Here is a 20,409-nt window from a genome sequence, read left to right as displayed (position 1 = left end):
CTAGATTATAATTGCTAAGCCGTCTGGCATATTTCCAACTTTGATACTGCTACTAATTGTGAAATTTTGCATATCAATAACCTCAACTCTACCCGCAGTATAATTGGACACAAAGGCATACAATCCGTTGGGATGCATTAGTATTCCAACAGGTCGAGGCGTGCGGTAGATGATTTTTTCAAAGACATTTTTATTACCAGGAATAACTATGGTTTTAAAAAGCTTTTTTGATTGGGTGTCAAAAACTGAAATTGTCCCCTCACTAGCATTAGCAACCAAACCATATTTTCCGTCAATTGAAAACTTTACTCTTAAGGGCTCTTTTCCTGTTGCCAATCGAGCCATTTCTTTATACGTTAAAGTATTGATAACCGATACGTAATTTTCTTTGTTATTTGAAACCCATATTTCTGAACCATCTTTTGTAATAGCAATACCTTCTGCACTTTTCCCGCAAGGGATAATTTGAACAACTTTATTGCTTTCAATAGCAACTACAGTCACTGAACCAGAATTGATATTGGTCACATAAACAATGGGCTTAAAGGGATGTTTAACCAATAAATGACTGACTTTTTGTTGGGTGGCAATCTGTTTTTCTACTTTTCCTGATTCAATATTGACTACTGATAAATGATTGCCATCATCAGACACAACAGCAACTTTGTTAGGGCTTTCCAAAGTAATAATACCGTGAGGACTAGTATTCTTATTACCCAAATCAATTGTCTTTATTATAGTATTCTTCTCTGCATCAATAACCGTAATGCTTTTCCCCTTTGCATCAATAGCGCCATAATTTGTGACTACTATTCTGTTCGGGTTGGTTAGTGCTGTTGCTTCGTGTGGTTCTATTGCAATGGGCAACTCCTTTATTTCCTCCCCTTTTTCTAAATCAAAAACAGTAATGCTTCGGCTTGCTTTATTGACAACATATAATTTCCCTTCTGTTTTTATGGAATATTTGGGCTGTTTGATGATATATACCATTCCAAATACCAGACAAATCACGCCCAACAGGAGTACTATTTTTTTGAAAAAACTCATAACTTATTGGATTTAAGTTGCTCCATAGCATATCTGCAAGCTCTTACGGTAAGTGCCATATACGTTAAAGAAGGATTTTGACAAGCCGATGACGTCATACAACTACCATCTGTAATGAATACATTTTTCACATCGTGCATTTGGTTGTATTTGTTCAAAACGGATGTTTTTGGATCATTCCCCATTCTTGCAGTTCCCATTTCGTGTACGGCAGATCCTGGGGGCGGACTTGTTCTATAACTTCCTACATTTTTAAACCCTGCTTTGGTTAAAATTTCCTCACTTGATTTGGTCATGTGTTCCATCATTGCCAGTTCGTTATCACCATATTTAAAATGAACCTTAACCAATGGTAATCCCCATTGGTCCAGATTCTGGGTGTCAAGAGAAATTTTGTTTTCATAATTCGGCAAAACTTCCCCTCGACCACCAAGAGAAATCGTCCATTTACCAGGAGTTTGCAATTGTGCTTTTAGAGATGCGCCAAAACCTTGCGTAGCTTTTGATTCCCAATTCTCCCGCTCTCCTTTTCCCTGAATCCCATATCCTCTAACAAAATCAGGGTTTTGCGTTTGCTTATTGATATTTTGAAATCTTGGAATATAAATGGTTCCTGGAGACCTTCCTTCATAATACTTATCCAATAAACCATCAAAAGTTCCGTAGGTGCCTTCATTGACTATATGATCCATTAAGTTGTGTCCGACTTGTTGACTAGAATTCCCCAATCCATTAGGAAAAGACGGTGAAACAGAATTCAATAAGATAGCAGCTGTGGCAATTGCCGAGGCGTTTAAGAAAATTATTTTGGCATAAAATGTATGTTCTTGTTTTGTCAGCGCATCAATGATTTTTATCCCAATGGCTCTTTTAGTATTGGCATCATACAGCACTTCTTTCACAATAGAATTTGCTCTTAAAGTCAGATTCCCTGTTTTTTGTGCATCTAACAATGTTGCCGAGTTACTGCTAAAATAGCCTGCAAAAGGACAACCTCGGCTGCATAAATTGCGATACATACAAGGCCCTCTTCCTTTTTTTGGTTGCGTTAAATTTGCTACTCTACCATTTATAATCACTCTATCGGAATAATGTTCTTTTACTTTTTCTTTTAGATGCTGTTCTATGGCATTCATCGGTATCGGTGGCAAAAAAACGCCATCTGGCAAATGAGCTATGGATTCTGAACTACCACTAATACCTACATAATCCTCGACATAATCGTACCATTGAGCCAAATCTGCATAGCGTATGGGCCAGTCGACTCCATAACCATCTTTTTTATTGGCTTCAAAATCCAAATCTGAAAGACGATAGCTTTGTCGCCCCCAAGTGAGGGAACGACCACCAACTTGATAGCCTCTAATCCACTTAAATGGATTCACCTGAATATAGGGATGCTCTTTGTCATTGACATAAAAATGCTTGTCGGCGGCGTTACAATGACTGCTTTGCACAGGTCGCTCCTCGAGTTCTTCATTTGTTAGATGCTTTCTATTTTTAAAATCCCAAGGATTCAGAAAAGCAGTTGTGTAGCCCGTTACGTGTTCAACTTGTCCGCCTCTTTCTAATACCAAGGTTTTTAAGCCGCCCTCTGTGAGTTCTTTTGCTGCCCATCCGCCACTGATTCCTGACCCTACAACAATAGCATCAAAGGTGTTTGTTTCTGTTTGGTTTTTCATACTATAGCTATTTTGTTGCCCAAGCTTTTTGATTGGGTTGTATGGTGGTGATTGCTTTGTATCTAGCTGGAATAGGTTCATACACTAAATGTTGTGTCGCTCCCAATTCGGAAGTGCAATATCCTTCTACAGTTAATGCTTTTAAAATGGTATAAAAAGGACGACCCGATATTTTATTTCTGATTTTAGAAAACAAACCCGAACCGTCATAAGTGCTGTCCAAATCCTTTACGATTGCTATTTGTTGTTGCGGTGTGCATTTTTCAAAACCGAAACCGTAGGTATCCAAACACGTTTCTTGGAGGTCATTTAATCCGTTAAAGAAATTAGTATACTCTTTTTTCGAAGAACACGATTCCATATAGCTAATTATAAAATCCTGAACATTAGCTTCCTTGGCACCTGGAGTTTCGGTAGCAGGAATAATCACATCGACTAAGGCTGCAATTAGATTCTTGTAATTAGGGAGTTGCCCTCTATTGGATTTCGCATAAAAAAAATGAAATCCAGTATAGGTAGCAATCCCAATTCCAGTGAGGGCTAAAATTCCACCGATAGCTTTTCTTCTATTCATAATTTTATTTTTTTTGAAGTGAAATCTAATCGTTTACAAATTGCATTCGGTGCTAACTCGCTCGTTGTGCTCTTTCCCAGTTTACCGATTGTGATTTTTTCATATATCTAAAAAAGCCCAAAACCACACACATATTCATTATAAAAAAGTAATACGGCACAAACAAAATCTTGATTCTAGTTTCTCTATTTTCTAAAAACCAACCCAACAAGGCAAGGGCATAAAAAAGCAACTGCAACCAAAACAGGGTAGAATACAAACCAAAAGAGAAAATCCCTTCGTTGATGGCTAAAATTGACAAAACAGGAATAAGGAGAATGAGACATAAAGGAGTTAAACTCCAACGCAAAACGCGATGCGAAATGTATTGAAAGGAAAGTGTTCCGTATTTAAAAATATTCAGCAAAGAACGAAGTCGCACAATAGATTGAATGCCTCCCGCTGAGATTCTGACTTTGCGTTTAAATTCTTCTTTAACATTGGCCGAAGCGGTTTCAATAGCATAGGCCTCTGGGTCATATTGAATGGTATAGCCTTCTTGAGCGACTCTTAGTGATATGATAAAATCATCCAATAAAGTGTCTTTTTCAACATGACGATACAAGGCTGTTCGAATGGCAAAAAGTTCGCCCGCAGCTCCTACCACTGAGTACAATTCGGCATCCCATTTTTTCAATGCCGATTCATATTTCCAGTAAATACCCTCACCAGCACCAGAGGCGACATCGCTTTCCTTATCCACAATTCGTTTTTCTCCAGAAACGCAACCCACCTTTGGATTACTAAACAAGTTTACAATTCGTCTAATGGATTCTTTTCCAAGATTGGTATTGGCATCACTAAAAATAACAATGGGTGTTTTTACAAAATCCATCCCTCGATTCATTGCTCCAATTTTACCATTGCGTTCGTCTAAATGATAAACCGTGGTATTGGGGTATCCTTTTAACACATCAGGAGTACCATCATCGGAACCATCGGTAACCCAAACGATATTGATTTTTTCTTTAGGATAGTCGAGTTCTAAGGTGTTTTTCATTTTAGCTGCTACATAATCCTTTTCATTGTAAGCCGCAATAAACAAGGTCACTTCTGGTTCATAAGAGGTATCTATTGCTAGCTTTTTGCCCATCTTAAAAAACCTTCTGATTTTTATAATTGCATACAATAAACTACCGTACCCCACATAGGTGTAGACTATCACCGATAGCAAAATCCAGAATAGTATTTTTAGTGTTATCATTTTTACTTGTTTAAAATTTATACTAGCGCTAGACCTTTTCCCATATTTGTTTTTCAGGATTGTATTGTTTTAATACACGTGCTGGATTCCCAACCGCAACGGCATAGTTGGGAATATCTTTTGTGACCACGCTACCTGCTGCGACTACACAATTTTTACCTATGCTTACTCCTGCCAAAACTACCACGTTAGCACCAATCCAAGTGCCATCTCCAATGGTTATGGGTGCTGTAGAAACTCCCTGAATATGAATAGGGCGATTGACATCTTCATAGTTATGGTTCAAGCCCGAAAGAGTAATGTTTTGCGCCAATCGCACATCATTCCCGATAGTAACAGGACCAATAATCGTGTTGCTGAGACCTATTTTGGTTCGGTCCCCAATGATTACTGGACCCACGCCATTGTTTATCGCAGAAAAATCTTCGATAGTAGAATCTTCACCAAGTTCAAATTTATTCCACGGAACGACGTCCAATCTGGTTCGATATCTTATTATAGCTCCTTTTCCTTTTTTATGATAAAAAGGATTTACGAACCACTTTATCCAAAGTCTCGGTCTTGTTTGTTTTGGAATAAGTATGGACCAATGAACCAGTTTTTTCAATTTTTCATTGGATTTTATTTTTTCTTTCAATCCCATTGTATCCTGTGTTTGGTTGCTTTAATTATTCCTTGATAGATGGCGCTAACATTGTTTTCCCAAGTATGACTTTTGGCAAAATTGGCTCTTTGTTCAGCCAAAGTTTTTGAGTTTTCTTCCAAAGCTTTTTCGGTTAACGTAATGTACTCTTCATTTGAAGAAGCCAAATACACATAGTCGCGAAACATTTCCATTGCTTTGGTTTGTGTTGCAATTACTGGTTTTCCCATAGCAAGGTATTCGTCAATTTTTCTTGGATAATTGCCAATCGTTAAGTTGTTGGTCAACTGCGGATTGATGGCTACATCAAAACCTTTTACATAAGCTGGAAGTTCTGAGCCATCTTTACTCCCAAAAAAATACACATTTGACAATTGATGCAATTTTGATTTTTTAAAATCGTCGTCTTCTGGGCCCACGAGAACAATGCTCCAGCTTTTTCTCTGTTCAGCCATATATTCGAGTAAACTGATATCTAACCTTAAACTGGTAAGCGACCCCACATAGCCAATAATTGGCGAGGGTACCTCTTTGAATTCTGCTGGTACTTGTATCTTACCCTCATCGTCACTAAAGTGTGAGACATCGCAACCTTGTCCAACCATATAACTGTAAGCCGTGTATTGTAAACCGAAATCTGCAAAAAAGTCTGAATTCGTCAATAAAACATCTGCTTGTTGTATGACTTCGGGTTCCATTTGTTCTCCGTGTTTTTGCCAATAAGGTACTTTCACCAAATAATCTCGCATATAATACGCGTAGACTTTGGGCTGTAAAAATTCCTTCAAATGTCTTCCTAAAAACATCGAACTATCATTAAACAAAATGACATCTTTAAAATTCAATCGCTCGGCCGCCGATGTAATATTTTCTGAAAACAAACGGGCATTTCTCCTGTTCAATATTTTAAACACGCTATCAATAGGCAACCAATTAATGGATTCAACACTGTTTTTGGGGTATAAATTCCACAGATTGTTACCAATCTCGTATAAATCAGGTTCAAGACCTTTTTTGATTCTGATTCTTTTTTGAATTTTTTCTTTGTGCTTGTCTTTTCTCATTGTAGCTCTATCCATAGGCGGATTTACATATAAAACCCGATTGTGTTTGGCAAACTCCAACGCTATATTCTTGCAATTACTACCTATTTCAATATCCCAGGCTTGTATGCCTACCACTATTATATCTTTACCTTTTATCATTGTCTAGATTTTTTTGAATGTTCGATATGGATGGTTTCATAAAGTTTCAAATACTCTTTGGCCATATTTTTCCAAGAAAACTGTTTACTGCGCTCCAAGCCTTTCTCACAAAGCGATTGGCGATAGGCTTCGTTATTTAGAATGGTGATGAGTCCATCTGTAATTTCCTCTGGTTGAAACGGGTTGACAATATGGGCAGCATCTTCTGCAATTTCAGGCATTGATGAAGTGTTTGATGTGATTACTGGCACGTTACACGACATCGCTTCCAGCATAGGAATCCCAAAACTTTCCCGAAGTGACGGATACAGAAATATATCGCATTGAGAATAAATAGCTGGCAAATCGGTATTGATTACGTAGCCCGTCAAAACAATTTGATGGATGAGATTGGAGTCGTTAATTTCATTCAACAAACTGTTCAGTTCCGTTTTATCATAATCCAACATTACGAGTTTATGATTTGAGGCTGTACGTTTTAAAAAATCGGAAAAAGCTTTAAGCGTTCCTTTTGTGTTCTTTTTAGGGTCTGTATTACCCAGAAAAAAGAAAAATTGGTCTGGTAAATTGTATTTTTCTTTAACCCGTTTCAGCTCATCTCTATTGGTAATGGGTTTAAAATGCTCGCTTACCCCATTATAAATAGCGCCTAGTTTTGTATCGTCTTTTATTCCAAAGAACTCACCAATTCTGTTTTTTTCAAAGTGAGAAACAGTAATCACTTTTTTACACTTCTTCACTATACGAGGCACTACCAATTTTCTATAAATGTTCCCAAATTTTTGATAAGTACTGGCACTACTTCTCAGTATTGTCAAATAACTACTTTCCATATAAATAATATCATGAAGAATCGTAATCAGCGGAATAGACGTAAAAAAAGGAGCGGTATTGCTAGTGCAGTGCAAGATATCGCAACCATATTTTTTGGCAGCATTGGGCAATGCTATTTGCTCCCATGTAGGATACGGTCCACCATTTAATTCAACAATAGTAAAATTAGACGTGGCTCTAAGAACAGATCGGTCTTCATCCGGTTTTACAAAAATAAAATAGTCATTTACATGGTCTAGCTCTTGCAGGTTCTTTATCAATTCTAAAGCTACCATGTCCATACCATGTTTCTTCTTGCGAAAAAGTCGTTGCCCTTCTATACCTATTTTCATATGCGGCTATTTATTTTTTTAAGAAGTAGAACCATGTTTGGTATGAATAAATGTCTTATTAGCTCCTTTTATTTTTAGAAGAGACAACAACATCATCAACATTCCTTTTGGCAAACTGAGTAATGCTTTCAATGTTTTGCGATTGTAAAAAGATTTTGGCACCGAAAAAACAAAAGACATCACACAAGCTATTAACAGGACCACCCAATAATTCGAATAGGAATTTTGATTATCTAACCAATAGTTTAGCAGAACAAAACTAACGCTGCACAATATAACGGCTCCGAGTAATAATATTCTAGGAGGCTGAATAAATTGAATTGCCTTGTCGAAATAATCGACATTACCTTTCATTGCTAAATGCTTGCAAGCATTTAAAATATCTTTCTTGAAGTAATGCAATTGTGCAGACAACCATCGGCGGCGTTGATTGCCAAATACTTCGGCTTTTTGAATTTTTTCATCAAAAACTACCGCATCATCAAGATAGACAATGGTATGTCCTTCTTTAAGCATTTTGAGTTCAATTTCTTTATCAAATCCCCCAACAGCGGTAGCGCTTGCCATAAGGGTTTTAAAATAATGGTATTTAAAAGCCATTCCAGAACCAATTATTGCTGAAGATAATCCTAAAACACGATGCCCCTTTCTGAAAATATTATTGTTAATTTCTTCACTAATGGCGTCAAGAATAGCCCAAGAGTTATTCATATTTTTTGCTGTTCGATGGCCTTGTACGGCAACAAATCCTTGTTCGATAGCAGCATTTACTTTACTCAAAAAATCATGTGCCATCACATTATCAGCATCTAAAACCACAGCAATATCATAATCCCTTTCAAGGGTTGCCATGGCTTTATTCAACGCTTTAGATTTTGTGCTTTTTTCAAAACTTACTTCAATAACGATTATTGGTAACGTTTTTAAGGCTGAAATGGTTTCTTCTTGAAAAGAATCTGCAATAATTACCACATCATAATGGGTAGATGGATACTCTTGTTGCAAAGCTGCATTGGCCACTTCTACAATTACTTCATCTTCTCTATAGCCTGGAATAAGCACCGCTATTTTTTTTAAATTTCCGTTATCAGAATATTTCTTTTGTCTATAAAATAAGCTTGCTATTGAAAACAGTAAAATGTATAAAGTCGCCAAACCCAAAAGGAGTAGCAGAACAATTTGTATGATATTAAATAGAAGCATAATTTAAATTTTTTAATTAAAATTTGTTGGTGCTTTATTCATTTTCTTATTTAAACTTCTTCAATAAATCTCTCACTTTCAAAGCGTATTTTCTTAAAAAAGGAAGGTGTTTGCCGCTTTTGAGATTATACATGAAAGATTCCGATTCGAAAATCATTTCAAAATTAGCAGTACATAAAACCGGTTTTTTTGACAGTCTATTTATTTCTACAGCCTGATGGTATTCGCTTTCAATAAAAAGCACGTAAGGTTTTGATAAATAGGCTTTTGCTTTGTGGTCTCCGTGATTATTGGCTCGCTGTCTGGCCTCCATATTGGGCAAATCCAGCATTACTAAATCATTGTATTTGATGTTGTTTGCCGCTAACCAAGTTTCGGTTTCTTTGCGGAATTTTTCAAGACGAGAAGTAACAATAGTTCCGATTTTGCTTCCCGGTATAAACAATGGTGGAGCATTCAAAATAAAATCAATGTATTTTTCTCCATCGTCATTTTGTTCTGGCAAAGGATCTGCACACAAAACCCCATCTATGTCAAAGCAGGCTTTCTCTAGAGTGGTATGATTGAGAATATTCCACTGAAAATATCTTGGTAACGGGACGGTTTCAAAAAAATAGTCGACCATTTTTTCTTTCCCTGGAATGACATAAATCGCACAATATTTTATATTGAATTGATCATTGAGATGTTTTAAATTTTCTTTAACCTCAACCATTGCAGCACCCGAAGCAATACTGTCATCGACCACAAGTACATTTTTAAATTCAGAAATATCAAAAAACTGACCTCTAGCTCCCGCTTTATAAATATGTCCATTCAAAAAAGAGTGAATATCAGTGTAGGGTCTATTTAGATATAAGGCTAATAAATTTGCTGGAAGCATCCCACTTCTTGGAACACCAACAATTAAATCAAAATCACGAGGAATGATACTTAATCGCTGAAGGATGATATTATTTAGATCTTTTACATTTCTATAGTACATAGCTTTTGGGTTTAAGGGTTTATTCGTTTGGCTTTACATAGTAATTGCTATTTTATAAATCTTATGCTGTACTCAATTCAGGTTGATTCTTTTGTTGGTCTTTTTCAAAAATTTCAGGATTGGATATAATCGCCATAGTTGCATAAATGAGCAAAGCCGTTGGCATTTGTCCCAAAACAGCATTACCATAAGAAGCTGCCATAACACCCGCCATTCCAGAAATTAGTGCACTCATCTTCAGCTTCGTTATGGGGTCTCGAATGGTAAACATGACTTTATAAGAGGCTTTGCCTATAACATAAAACAAAATAAACAAATGAAATAGCAAGCCCACAATACCTAATTCTGCCCAAATCAAAACGTACCAGCTATCTGTAGCTACATGAGAGAGAAAAGCATTGGGCAAAAACCGTTGCGCTTTGTCACCTGCATGACCAATCCCTCCTCCAAATGGTCTTGATGCTAAATAAGCTTTCAGTATTTTTTGATTGTTCAATCGTACTTGCAACGAGGGCTCATTGGGATCAAACGCAGTTCGCATTCGTCGTATTTGGTCATTCCCATTGCCAATGGATGTGTACTTGAAAAAAACAAAAAACATGGCAATAATTAGTACCCCAAATAGCAGCACTTTGATGTTTTTTCTTAATACAAAAAATGTCATAAATCCGGCTAAAGGAACACCGATAGCACCTCTAGTTCCGGATATGATCATTCCATATAGTCCTAAAACTCCAACGACGATAAGAAATACTTTAGCAAAACCTTTTTTTGACATGGCATAAATAATAGCCACTACACCTGTATACCCTTGATTTCCTCCAAATTGACCTGCATCACTGAAAAAAGAAAACACCCTTAATTTGCCAAAAAGCACATGAGTCTGATTGGCACCAGCATCTAACCAAGCTTGTTCGGCAGCATCTACACCAATGAACAACTGCTTCATTCCATTCAGCGTGGCAATTATTGAAAAAACGCCCCAGACATATAATAACATGTCTAACTTTTTATGAGTATCGATGAATAAAAAGGTGAGCACTAAAAAGAAAAAGAAATAAAATCCAAGACCTCTACCCGCAATCCAAGCCTCAACACTTTGGGCTTCTGGGTTTACCAATTGAAAAATGCAATACAATAACCAAATCCCTGCAAAAAAGGTAATGTCTTTATTAGCAGGAGACCAATCCACCTTTTCTCTAAATCTAGAAAAAATTACCGCTAAAAAAGTCAAAATCATGACGCCATCTATTGCAAAACCTAAAGGCAATCCAGTTATATAGCGAGTTAAACCAAGTATCAAAAAATTAAGTCCAATAGCCGTATAAAATCCCAGAATAGGATTTGTAAACAATTTATACAGATAAAAAACCAAAAATGGTAGTGCAATTAAAAGGCCTATTCCTACTGTTTTTAATTTCGCAATTAATAATGCGATGATCACTACCGTTACAAGCAATAACACAAGTCCCTTCGGGCTAGACAAACTAGCAGAACCAGACGCTTTATCAAAGGGATTTATATTATTACTGCTTGTGTTCAATTTACTGTTTTTTAAAATTTTTTTATGATTCCTTCAGATTCGTATTTGTCGCTTTATGAATAAGGCTCCGGTAAAAATTAATTCCACTTGAGAAAATTTCTCTATAGGTCAAAGTCAGTTCTTTGTCTAGGAAATACATTCCCATCCAAATGCCAATTAAAGTGAAAACTATTGAGGCAACCGCAACAAGCAACAACGATTGGAATATAAAAATGGCGATACAATCTCCAATAATATTTGCCAAAACCATAACGAATACCTTTATGGCATTAATTTTTGGTTTATTGATGCTATCCAAACCAATACCGGTCATTCTATCAATAGGCAATAACAATCCGTAAATAGAAAATACTCGAACAATATTGACAACATTAAACCCGGTTTGAGGATCCGTTTCTAAATATTGCCTTCCACTTATTACTAACACAAAGAATTCAGCAAACACAAATGTGAATACACTCAGTCCAGCAAAAAGATACGTTAGAGCTCCAGAGTAGGTGTAGAACAAATCCCTTACTTCTTCAACCTTTCCTTGAACACTAGCCTTAGACATTTTAGGGAAGGCAGTAGCCACAAAACTACGAAGCGGAATCTGCTGTAATTCTGTCAATTTTAACGGAATACTATACAACGCAACAGCGGCACTCCCTAATGGACTCAAACTGATAATTATGGTATCGGCACTTCTCAACAAGTTGGTACCAATTAATGTGAACGTTGTATATTTTCCAAAGTCTAATAAAGTTCTATTCGTTTTACTATTGGCTTTGAAAATAAATTTGGTACCATCCCAACCTAAAACTATACTTATGAATGATGTCAAGGCGTTGATGATAAGCATTGCTATTACTAATTGATCTAATGTCAACAACTCTAGGAAAAAATTAGTTAAAATCACCAAGAAGAATAGACCGCTGTTCACTGATTTTAACAGCAGTATCTTTCCGTATGCTCTGTCCGCTTGTAAGACAACCAACGCATTATTCCAAGGAAGATTTAGAAAAGCTAATAATGGATACCATTTAAAAAATAGATTGTATCCAGAAGTACTAATTTCATGATTGAATATGGCATAGCACAATATCAAGATGATGGCTATTACAAGAGTTGCTCCTAAGCCAATCAAAGCATTAGAACCAATTAGTTCCATTCGAGACGAAGCGTCTGCACCCGATAAAAAACGAATTAAACCATTATTCGTAATACCAAATCTAAACATTTCTACAAAAGACCCGCCGGTAATAAATAACACCCATTGCCCAAAAACATCCAGAGATAAACTTCTCGCTAATAATGCAAAACCTGCAATGCCCAAAACGGCAATGACAAGATTCCCTGTCAAGGACAGAAAATTATCTTCTCGCATTATCTTTTTGAGCGTTTTCATTAGTTTATTTTAGATTTGGGCTTTAGAAAAAAATTGAAATTTGAACATTGATTTTAATTTCCTTCGTAATAAACTTCGTTTTTTAGGCAATTCCCCTAAAATGGATTCCACTTCATTGATATGCACTCCATTAATAATAAAATTAATTTTTGAAGCGACTGTTTCCATTATATTTTTCATTGCTAGTTGATCGGCATCTGACCACACTCGATTAGAGCGACATACGATGATGTTCAAATCGGCTTGATTTATTAATTCTGTTGGATAGATATAATCAATCAAGGGAGGTAACTCAATAATTACAAAATCGGGAACACAATTGAGCGTAATGCCGTTTTGATTTAAAATATCGGAATAGTTTTGAGCGTTATAAAAGGTATTGTTTATTGCATAAGTATAATACTCGGTCTCATTCAGATAACTAGAAACATCGGCTAAAAATGGATTGTCATAATCTATTCTAGGGTCTGCATAACCTAAAAATTTATTTAGTCCAGAAAACTTCGGATGTTGTCTTACTATTTTTTTTGCGCCTTCATACGTAAGCATCACGACTTCTTTACCTTCATTTTTCAATGTTCTGGCAATGTTTCCTGCCATTACCGTTTTCCCCTCTTGTTTTTGAGTGCTAAAGACAATGATGGTTTTTGTCTTATTCTCTGAAGGATGTGTCCCAAAATATTGCAACACATTTTGTGTAATGATCTCAGTTAATCTTTTTTGAATGTAGGGTAAATTGACGCTGCCTGGATCTACTATTAATTTAGGCATCATCCCCAAAGAATTCATGCCTAACTTTTTACTGGCTATTTTAGCATTCTTTAAAGTATCATCAAAATACTCCATTATGAAAATAATTGCTAGCGTCAAAAAACCTCCTAAAATCGCCGCTGCAATAACTAATAGCGCTCGTTTGGTAGGATTTGGTGATAAAGGATAATAAGGAGGGTCAATGGCTTTCAAATTAGAGGTAAGCTCACTGTCTTGTAGTTTTAGTTTCGCTAAATTTAATCCATGAAGTATTTCTAAGTATCCTTGCTCAAATACCGAAATCTCACGCTCAATTCTTTTAATCGTTGCGCCTGCTGGAGCATAATTGGCATATTTTTTCTGAAACTCTTTGTTTTGCCCGTTTATAACTTTAATTTTTGCTTTAATATTATCTGCTTCGACTACATTATTTATCCAATCTGGAAGTATTTTAGTGACAGGCAAACCATCTATAGAATTTTGATAGGAATACAACTCAGCAACATTTCTTTTTATATCATTGGATAAGGCTTCGGCTTTTTTATTTAGCTCTTCAATTTTTGCCAAATCACTTTCATTATTCGTCGATTCGAATCTCGCCTTTATTAAAGCTATTTTGTAGTTAAGGTCTCCGATTTGTTTCTTTTTATCCAGAATTGCATTGGTCTTAAGTTGGATGGCCTCTTGAATTTTTAACTTTTCTTCCAATCGTATAGTCGATGCTTGGATCCCAGCTAAATCAGCTATTTTTTTATTGTAATCCACATCCATATCTTCTTTAACTACCGCAACAGCCTTACTCTGTTCGTAGTAGTTGATGATATTAGAAGATTTATTAAACTCCAAAAGAATATCTTCAGCTGCTGTTAATTTTTGTCTAGCATTTTCTAGCTGAGCTTCGAAATATTTTACTACTGCATCAGATCTATTTCCCTTAATGTATTTATAATTAACAATACAAACTAGATTATAAATAGCGAGCGTTTGCTGGCAAATACCTGGATCATTTACCGTATAACTTAACTTTATTAAATCACTATTTGAAATTCTTAGAGCGCTTACTTTAGCAATTGCTTTGATAGAATAATGATCATCTTTTCCATAATTTAATAGTTCATATACATAATTAGTATTGCTACTCTTCATTAAATCCATTAAATTTTTAACGGTTTTTTCGTAATCGGCTCTATTGATTTCAGGGGGAAATAATGCTTTATCTGGATCATTTATTTCCATTGAAGAAGGCACTGCTTTATTTTCGTGCACTACATATTTATACAAGGAAGCTGGTACTTTGCTTCTTAATTGGTCATAAAACGTTTTGGATATGTATCTCGGATTGGCTTCTGGGAGCATCAAATGTTGTGCTAATAACCTAACGGCAACTTCTTCTTGAGTTTCGCGAGAGTTTATAATATTAATCAAATTATCAAAAGCGGCGTTCGATGCTTGATAATTGAATGTTTTATCCATTTCAATAGAAGAACCCGTCGCGATACCCGTGTATAAAACCGTTTGAGAAGAATATTCAAAAGATGGGTTCTTGGTAAGTAAAATTACCAATGAAGCAAGTACTAATGGAACCAGTAGTAGGAGCAGCAGATGCTTTAAAATCAATCGTACAAAATCAATTATTTTCATCTTTCTTAATTAATTTATTAAATCGAACACGAGTCCTGACATGTCTTCGAGTAATTGTTTTGCAATTATAAATTCTGACTTTGCGGATTCATAATCAGCCTCAAGATTAGCAGTAATACTAGTTATTCGCACATATTCTGCAACGGGTACCACACCATTTCTAAATTCTTTTTCAACCATTTCCATGTTTACTTTTCCGTTGCCAAAGTTTTTAGATCGTATTTGCAATAATCGTTGCTTCAAAATAACGTCTTGATACATCCTAATAACCGTTTGCCGTATTTCATCTTCTTGAAATTTGGTCATATTTTTGGCTTCTTCAATTTCGAGTCTCGCTAGTTTGAGTTGATTCTTTCTGTTTAACATATCAAACACTGGAAATTTTAGATACATCCCCACACTATAATTGTATTGAGTGGAAAGTGTTGAAAAGGCAGTATTAGAAACCCCATCATCATTATTTGAGAAATTATTTAAAGTACCATATCTACCATCTACTTGTACACCAATATTTCTTGTCCAAAAAATACGTTCTGATGCTAGAGTAGATTCTTTTACACCAACGTGATTCTTTCTAAACTTGACCATTGCATTTCTTTTCAATACAGAATCTATAACCACTTTTAGCGGCGGAAAGTAAAACTCACTACCGGTTAGTAAAGTGTCTTTATTTTGAACGGTTTGAGCTTGCGTGTTATGCAAGCATAAAACAAAAACACTAATAATGGATATTATTTTAAGTTGTTTTTTCATAATTAAATTAGGGTCAGATCATAGGTATTAAACAGAACCTTTTTGAAGCAGTGCTGGAATAGTTCTTAAAATGAGTTTCATATCGTACCAAAAAGAATAGTTATCTCCCTTAAATTGATCTGCATATTCATTATCGAGGCGCATTCTTTCTTCTTCAGACATTTTTCCGCCTTTTCCTCTTAGTTCTACTTGCCATAAACCTGTAATTCCTGGAGGTGCTAAAAAACGTTTAGATAAATCATCTCCTGTTAGCATTTCTGCTTCATAAAGCGGCAAAGGCCTGTTGCCTACAATTGACATATCGCCTTTTAATACATTGATCAATTGAGGTAGCTCATCAATACTGGTATTTCTGATAAACTTACCCACTTTTGTAACTCGAGGATCATTCACAATTTTCACAAAAGTTGAATTATTTTTGGCAGCTTCCTTTTTTTGAACAGTAAACCAATAATCACATATTTCGTGTGTGTCTATATACATAAGGGAAGAGCAGGTCTGCCCTTCGGGTAGCATACTGCATCTAGGACAAGGAATATCTAATGGATTATCGGATGACTTAGTTTCTTCTTTTTTATATTGATTTTTTTCAACTGCGAGTTTTTTTAGGAGCTCGTCTGATCCTGTCCGCATGGACCTTAATTTGTAAAAATCGAAAGTTTTTCTACCCACACGTTTTGAGATGTAATATACTTTACCTTTGGACTCAAGTCGGATAGCGGCAATAACAAGTAGTAAAAATGGTGACGCTACAATAAGGACCGATGAGGCTACAAAAATGTCGAATATGCGTTTTGACAACGGCATTTTATACATTTCCTCTCTGAAATCTAGGACTGTTTCTTTTTTGTTTTTTGGTTTTCTATGTAGGGATAAAAATGCAACTCTATTTAAAATAGCGCTTGCAGCTGTATTTGAAATGACATAAAAATCATCTATTTGCTTTATAAATGCTGTTTTATAAATCTCAGGATTAAAATCTTTAGAAAGCAAAAGAAAAGGAATGGCATCGTATTCACTTTGTGCTCTAATCCAATCATAAAGAAATATTCCGTTGTTCCCTGGTAAATTATAATCACAAAGTATAGCATCTATATTTTTGTGAGACTGAAGAAATTTTGTAGCTTTTACACTATTTTCTAAAACAGTTATAGTCCAATTTTCAAATTCTTTTTGATTAAAATATTCTGCAGTGCTACCGATATATAAAATTGTTAGATTTGAGTTCATAAGGACTTAATTTAAATTGCAAGCATTGATAAAGTTGTCACCATTCTACGGCAAAATGAATGGGGAAAATATTTTTCTTGACCAATTCATCCAATTCTTCTGGATTGAAAGGTTTGGTCAGGTAATCCTGAGCACCCAGTCTATAACACTTTATTCGCTCTTTACTTTCTGACTTACCCGATAACATAATAAATGGCGTATGTTTGGTAAATCCACGTTGTCTGACCTTTGTCAAAAACTCATAACCATCCATATTTGTCATTTGGATATCACTAATTATTAAATCAGGAAGACTCTCATCAAGCCATTGAAGCGCTTCTATAGGATCGTGTATTGTTATAACTTCATAATCCTTAGAAAGAAAATTTTGCAATAACAAGCAAATGCTTTTTTCATCATCTACTACTAATATCTTTTTCTTCATAAGTTTAGGTATTCGTTATATTAAAATCATTTTTCATTTGAACTACTACTTCCTGTGCAATCAACTTTAGTGATGCAATTTTCATATCTACTTCTGGTGCAGTAATTTCATTAGACAATAAATCTTCGGTAAGAAGAAATTCCTCTGCTAATTCATCCGTTCCAAAATAAGCCAAGGTTGGTTTTATCTTATGCGATAATCTAACGATTTTTATAAAATCCTTTTCTGTGTAGGCTGTTTCTATCTCGTTTATAGCATCTATAATTTGTTCTACAAATACTTCAGCCATCTTTGCAATCTGTTCTTGATTGCCTCGACACATTTTTTCAACCAATTGAAGATTATATAATTTCATAACAGTAACATTTTAATAGCACTTAAAACTCGTTTAAATAATTGATTCAAAAAACTTTATCGATTCAATTAAACCTTCATCCAACTGAATTTTTGGAGACCAGTCTAACTCTTTTTTGGCAATTGTTATATCTGGTTGGCGCATCATTGGGTCATCAGAAGGCAAGGGGTGGTAGATTAATTTTGATTTTGAACCCGTTAATTGTATCACTTTTTCGGCCAATTCAAGAATGGTAAACTCATTTGGATTGCCCACATTGACTGGACCGGTAAAATGATCTGGTGTAGCCATCAATTTTATCATTCCTTCCACTAAATCATCTACATACTGAAAACTTCTGGTTTGCTGTCCTTTTCCGTAGATAGTGATATCTTGATTTTGTAAAGCTTGAACAATAAAATTGGAAACAACCCTTCCGTCATTAGGATCCATTCTTGGACCATAGGTATTGAATATTCTTATGATTTTAATTTTGACATTATTCTGTTTGTGGTAATCAATGAATAATGTTTCAGCACAACGTTTGCCTTCATCATAACAAGAGCGCTCCCCAATTGGGTTTACGTGTCCCCAATATGATTCTGGCTGCGGGTGTACCAACGGATCTCCATACACTTCACTTGTCGATGCTTGTAATATTTTAGCATTTACTCGTTTGGCAAGTCCTAGCATATTAATGGCTCCCATCACAGAGGTCTTGATTGTTTTTATTGGATTGTGTTGGTAATGTATTGGCGAAGCTGGACAAGCGAGATTGTAAATCTCATCCGTTTCGATAAAGAATGGAGTAGTCACATCGTGACGAATCAATTCAAAATAGGGGTTGTTTAACAAATGAACCACATTCTTTTTTTGCCCCGTAAAAAAATTATCCAAACAATACACTTCATTGCCCTCGTTTAATAAACGTTCACATAAATGTGAGCCTACAAAACCGGCACCACCAGTTACTAAGATTTTTTTCATTGCCATAACCTGTATTTTTAGAACCGAATTACTATTTACGAGAGATTACCTATTTTGAAGTATTCACTCCAATACAGAAATAATCAAAACCGTTGTGTTTCATTTCGTCTTTATCGTAAATGTTACGTCCATCAAAAATTGCAGGTCGATTCAGTAATTTTTGAACAATCTTCAAATTTGGAAACTTGAATTCCGGCCATTCGGTTAGAATTGCCAAGCAGTCAGCATCAATAAGGGTTTCATATTGATCTTCATAATACGAAATGGTGTCACCAAAATGATGTTTCGCTTCATTGATAGCGATTGGGTCGTAGGCTTTTACAATTGCCCCTGCTTTCAGTAGATTTTTTACAATGTATAAAGAAGGCGCTTCGCGCATATCATCGGTTTGTGGTTTAAAAGAAAGCCCCCATAGCGCAATATTTTTGCCTTTGACATCTCCATTAAAATACTTCATTATTTTATGAAAAAGCACTAATTTTTGGTCATTATTAACGGCTTCTACGGCTTTTAAAACGCGTAATTCATAATCGTATTCGCCAGCAGTTTTAATTAATGCTTGTACATCTTTTGGGAAACAAGATCCACCATAACCAATACCTGGATATATAAATTTATTTCCAATTCGGGAGTCTGAACCAATTCCCTTACGGACTTTATTAATATCAGCTCCAACAATTTCGCACAGATTAGCGATGTCGTTTATAAAACTAATTTTTGCGGCAAGCATAGCATTTGCTGCATATTTGGTCATTTCTGCGGAAACAATATCCATAAAAATGATTGGATGACCATTCAGCGTAAACGGCTTGTACAAACTCTTCATTAACTCTTGAGCTCTATCGCTTTCAAGCCCCACTACAATTCTATCTGGTTTTAAAAAGTCATCAATGGCCGCTCCTTCTTTTAAAAACTCTGGATTAGATGCAACATCAAAGTTTATGGAAACCTTTCTTTTGTCTAACTCTTCTTGCAACGCCATTTTTACCTTCTGAGAAGTTCCAACAGGCACAGTACTTTTGGTTACCACTAATAAGTAATCATTAATATATTTTCCGCAATCTCTTGCAACTGCCAATACATATTTTAAGTCCGCACTACCATCTTCATCGGGGGGCGTACCCACAGAAATAAATAAAACTTCGGAATCAATTAAGGCTTCTTGTATGTTTGTGGTGAAAAGTAATCGCCCTTTTTTCATGTTTCGGGTAATCATATCCTCAAGTCCAGGCTCATAAATGGGGATGATTCCCTCGTTAAGCTTGTCTATTTTATTACGGTCTATATCTACGCACGTAACATTAATACCAACTTCGGAAAAACAGGCTCCTGTTACAAGACCAACATAGCCACTTCCTACAATAGTGATTTTCATAATATATAGGTTTTATTAGATTATTTAAAATTTTTTAAGCTTCGTTTAAAATCAAAACTAATTTAGAATTGACTTTTTGAGCAAAAAATAAAAATTTGGTAAAATCAGGGCAAACAGCAATAATATTATATATGTAAATCAAATATAATAAAATAAATAGTACAATACTAGTTTTATTGATTGAAAATCAGTTTTATACACTTTTTTTAGGATTATTTTTTTTACTAAAAAGGGTAG

Annotated in this window: 18 protein-coding genes; all 18 read right to left on the bottom strand. The window is 35.4% G+C overall.

Annotated elements, in window-relative coordinates:
* Positions 1-1,047 carry a hypothetical protein gene (locus tag BXU11_RS14245; protein WP_078213026.1) on the bottom strand — a complete coding sequence of 349 codons (1,047 nt, stop codon included), beginning with the start codon at positions 1,045-1,047 and terminating at the stop codon, positions 1-3.
* Positions 1,044-2,729 carry an FAD-dependent oxidoreductase gene (locus tag BXU11_RS14240; RefSeq protein WP_078213025.1) on the bottom strand — a complete coding sequence of 562 codons (1,686 nt, stop codon included), beginning with the start codon at positions 2,727-2,729 and terminating at the stop codon, positions 1,044-1,046. The genes BXU11_RS14245 and BXU11_RS14240 overlap by 4 nt, the downstream gene beginning before the upstream one ends.
* Positions 2,730-2,736: 7 nt before the next feature.
* Entirely contained in the window at positions 2,737-3,303 is a 567-nt protein-coding gene (locus BXU11_RS14235; protein WP_078213024.1) for a gluconate 2-dehydrogenase subunit 3 family protein, read from the bottom strand.
* Between the two features lie 52 nt (positions 3,304-3,355).
* Entirely contained in the window at positions 3,356-4,546 is a 1,191-nt protein-coding gene (locus BXU11_RS14230; protein WP_078213023.1) for a glycosyltransferase family 2 protein, read from the bottom strand.
* Between the two features lie 28 nt (positions 4,547-4,574).
* On the bottom strand, positions 4,575-5,189 hold the full coding sequence (locus BXU11_RS14225; RefSeq protein WP_078213022.1) for a DapH/DapD/GlmU-related protein: 615 nt from the start codon (positions 5,187-5,189) through the stop codon (positions 4,575-4,577).
* Positions 5,180-6,394 carry a glycosyltransferase gene (locus BXU11_RS14220; RefSeq protein WP_078213021.1) on the bottom strand — a complete coding sequence of 405 codons (1,215 nt, stop codon included), beginning with the start codon at positions 6,392-6,394 and terminating at the stop codon, positions 5,180-5,182. The genes BXU11_RS14225 and BXU11_RS14220 overlap by 10 nt, the downstream gene beginning before the upstream one ends.
* Positions 6,391-7,560 (bottom strand): glycosyltransferase family 1 protein, encoded by a 1,170-nt coding sequence (locus tag BXU11_RS14215; RefSeq protein ID WP_078213020.1) that lies wholly within the window; start codon positions 7,558-7,560, stop codon positions 6,391-6,393. Before BXU11_RS14215 ends, BXU11_RS14220 begins: the two co-directional genes overlap by 4 nt.
* An 18-nt stretch (positions 7,561-7,578) precedes the next feature.
* A complete protein-coding gene (locus tag BXU11_RS14210; RefSeq protein ID WP_078213019.1) occupies positions 7,579-8,763 on the bottom strand; it encodes a glycosyltransferase family 2 protein in 1,185 nt (394 codons plus the stop codon).
* Positions 8,764-8,809: 46 nt separating this feature from the next.
* Positions 8,810-9,748: a phosphoribosyltransferase gene (locus tag BXU11_RS14205; protein WP_078213018.1), complete on the bottom strand. Its 939-nt coding sequence runs from the start codon at positions 9,746-9,748 to the stop codon at positions 8,810-8,812.
* A 61-nt stretch (positions 9,749-9,809) separates the two neighbouring features.
* Complete coding sequence (locus tag BXU11_RS14200; protein ID WP_139363516.1) at positions 9,810-11,291, bottom strand: O-antigen ligase; 1,482 nt, start codon at positions 11,289-11,291, stop codon at positions 9,810-9,812.
* A gap of 22 nt (positions 11,292-11,313) precedes the next feature.
* Positions 11,314-12,678 carry a lipopolysaccharide biosynthesis protein gene (locus BXU11_RS14195; RefSeq protein ID WP_078213016.1) on the bottom strand — a complete coding sequence of 455 codons (1,365 nt, stop codon included), beginning with the start codon at positions 12,676-12,678 and terminating at the stop codon, positions 11,314-11,316.
* A gap of 9 nt (positions 12,679-12,687) precedes the next feature.
* A complete protein-coding gene (locus tag BXU11_RS14190; RefSeq protein ID WP_078213015.1) occupies positions 12,688-15,069 on the bottom strand; it encodes a hypothetical protein in 2,382 nt (793 codons plus the stop codon).
* A 9-nt stretch (positions 15,070-15,078) separates the two neighbouring features.
* Entirely contained in the window at positions 15,079-15,822 is a 744-nt protein-coding gene (locus BXU11_RS14185) for a TolC family protein (protein ID WP_024982659.1), read from the bottom strand.
* A 27-nt stretch (positions 15,823-15,849) separates the two neighbouring features.
* Complete coding sequence (locus BXU11_RS18555; protein ID WP_078213014.1) at positions 15,850-17,052, bottom strand: sugar transferase; 1,203 nt, start codon at positions 17,050-17,052, stop codon at positions 15,850-15,852.
* A gap of 37 nt (positions 17,053-17,089) precedes the next feature.
* Positions 17,090-17,476, bottom strand: coding sequence for a PleD family two-component system response regulator (locus BXU11_RS14175; RefSeq protein WP_078213013.1), 387 nt, complete (start codon positions 17,474-17,476; stop codon positions 17,090-17,092).
* Positions 17,477-17,480: 4 nt separating this feature from the next.
* A complete protein-coding gene (locus BXU11_RS14170; protein ID WP_078213012.1) occupies positions 17,481-17,831 on the bottom strand; it encodes an Hpt domain-containing protein in 351 nt (116 codons plus the stop codon).
* A 33-nt stretch (positions 17,832-17,864) separates the two neighbouring features.
* Positions 17,865-18,797, bottom strand: coding sequence for a UDP-glucuronic acid decarboxylase family protein (locus tag BXU11_RS14165; protein WP_078213161.1), 933 nt, complete (start codon positions 18,795-18,797; stop codon positions 17,865-17,867).
* A 49-nt stretch (positions 18,798-18,846) separates the two neighbouring features.
* On the bottom strand, positions 18,847-20,172 hold the full coding sequence (locus BXU11_RS14160) for a UDP-glucose/GDP-mannose dehydrogenase family protein (protein WP_078213011.1): 1,326 nt from the start codon (positions 20,170-20,172) through the stop codon (positions 18,847-18,849).
* Between the last annotated feature and the right edge of the window lie 237 nt (positions 20,173-20,409).

The organism is Flavobacterium sp. LM5 (assembly GCF_002017945.1).
GTDB classification, from domain to species: Bacteria; Bacteroidota; Bacteroidia; order Flavobacteriales; family Flavobacteriaceae; genus Flavobacterium; species Flavobacterium succinicans.
The sequence above is the reverse complement of the archived record's forward strand: the minus strand, read 5'-3'. Positions and strand labels throughout refer to the sequence as shown.

Excerpts from the sequence above, each read along its gene's own strand:
- BXU11_RS14245 (WP_078213026.1), bottom strand. The coding sequence starts at position 1,047 with ATGAGTTTTTTCAAAAAAATAGTACTCCTGTTGGGCGTGATTTGTCTG.
- BXU11_RS14240 (WP_078213025.1), bottom strand. The coding sequence starts at position 2,729 with ATGAAAAACCAAACAGAAACAAACACCTTTGATGCTATTGTTGTAGGG.
- BXU11_RS14235 (WP_078213024.1), bottom strand. The coding sequence starts at position 3,303 with ATGAATAGAAGAAAAGCTATCGGTGGAATTTTAGCCCTCACTGGAATT.
- BXU11_RS14230 (WP_078213023.1), bottom strand. The coding sequence starts at position 4,546 with ATGATAACACTAAAAATACTATTCTGGATTTTGCTATCGGTGATAGTC.
- BXU11_RS14225 (WP_078213022.1), bottom strand. The coding sequence starts at position 5,189 with ATGGGATTGAAAGAAAAAATAAAATCCAATGAAAAATTGAAAAAACTG.
- BXU11_RS14220 (WP_078213021.1), bottom strand. The coding sequence starts at position 6,394 with ATGATAAAAGGTAAAGATATAATAGTGGTAGGCATACAAGCCTGGGAT.
- BXU11_RS14215 (WP_078213020.1), bottom strand. The coding sequence starts at position 7,560 with ATGAAAATAGGTATAGAAGGGCAACGACTTTTTCGCAAGAAGAAACAT.
- BXU11_RS14210 (WP_078213019.1), bottom strand. The coding sequence starts at position 8,763 with ATGCTTCTATTTAATATCATACAAATTGTTCTGCTACTCCTTTTGGGT.
- BXU11_RS14205 (WP_078213018.1), bottom strand. The coding sequence starts at position 9,748 with ATGTACTATAGAAATGTAAAAGATCTAAATAATATCATCCTTCAGCGA.
- BXU11_RS14195 (WP_078213016.1), bottom strand. The coding sequence starts at position 12,678 with ATGAAAACGCTCAAAAAGATAATGCGAGAAGATAATTTTCTGTCCTTG.
- BXU11_RS14190 (WP_078213015.1), bottom strand. The coding sequence starts at position 15,069 with ATGAAAATAATTGATTTTGTACGATTGATTTTAAAGCATCTGCTGCTC.
- BXU11_RS14185 (WP_024982659.1), bottom strand. The coding sequence starts at position 15,822 with ATGAAAAAACAACTTAAAATAATATCCATTATTAGTGTTTTTGTTTTA.
- BXU11_RS18555 (WP_078213014.1), bottom strand. The coding sequence starts at position 17,052 with ATGAACTCAAATCTAACAATTTTATATATCGGTAGCACTGCAGAATAT.
- BXU11_RS14175 (WP_078213013.1), bottom strand. The coding sequence starts at position 17,476 with ATGAAGAAAAAGATATTAGTAGTAGATGATGAAAAAAGCATTTGCTTG.
- BXU11_RS14170 (WP_078213012.1), bottom strand. The coding sequence starts at position 17,831 with ATGAAATTATATAATCTTCAATTGGTTGAAAAAATGTGTCGAGGCAAT.
- BXU11_RS14165 (WP_078213161.1), bottom strand. The coding sequence starts at position 18,797 with ATGAAAAAAATCTTAGTAACTGGTGGTGCCGGTTTTGTAGGCTCACAT.
- BXU11_RS14160 (WP_078213011.1), bottom strand. The coding sequence starts at position 20,172 with ATGAAAATCACTATTGTAGGAAGTGGCTATGTTGGTCTTGTAACAGGA.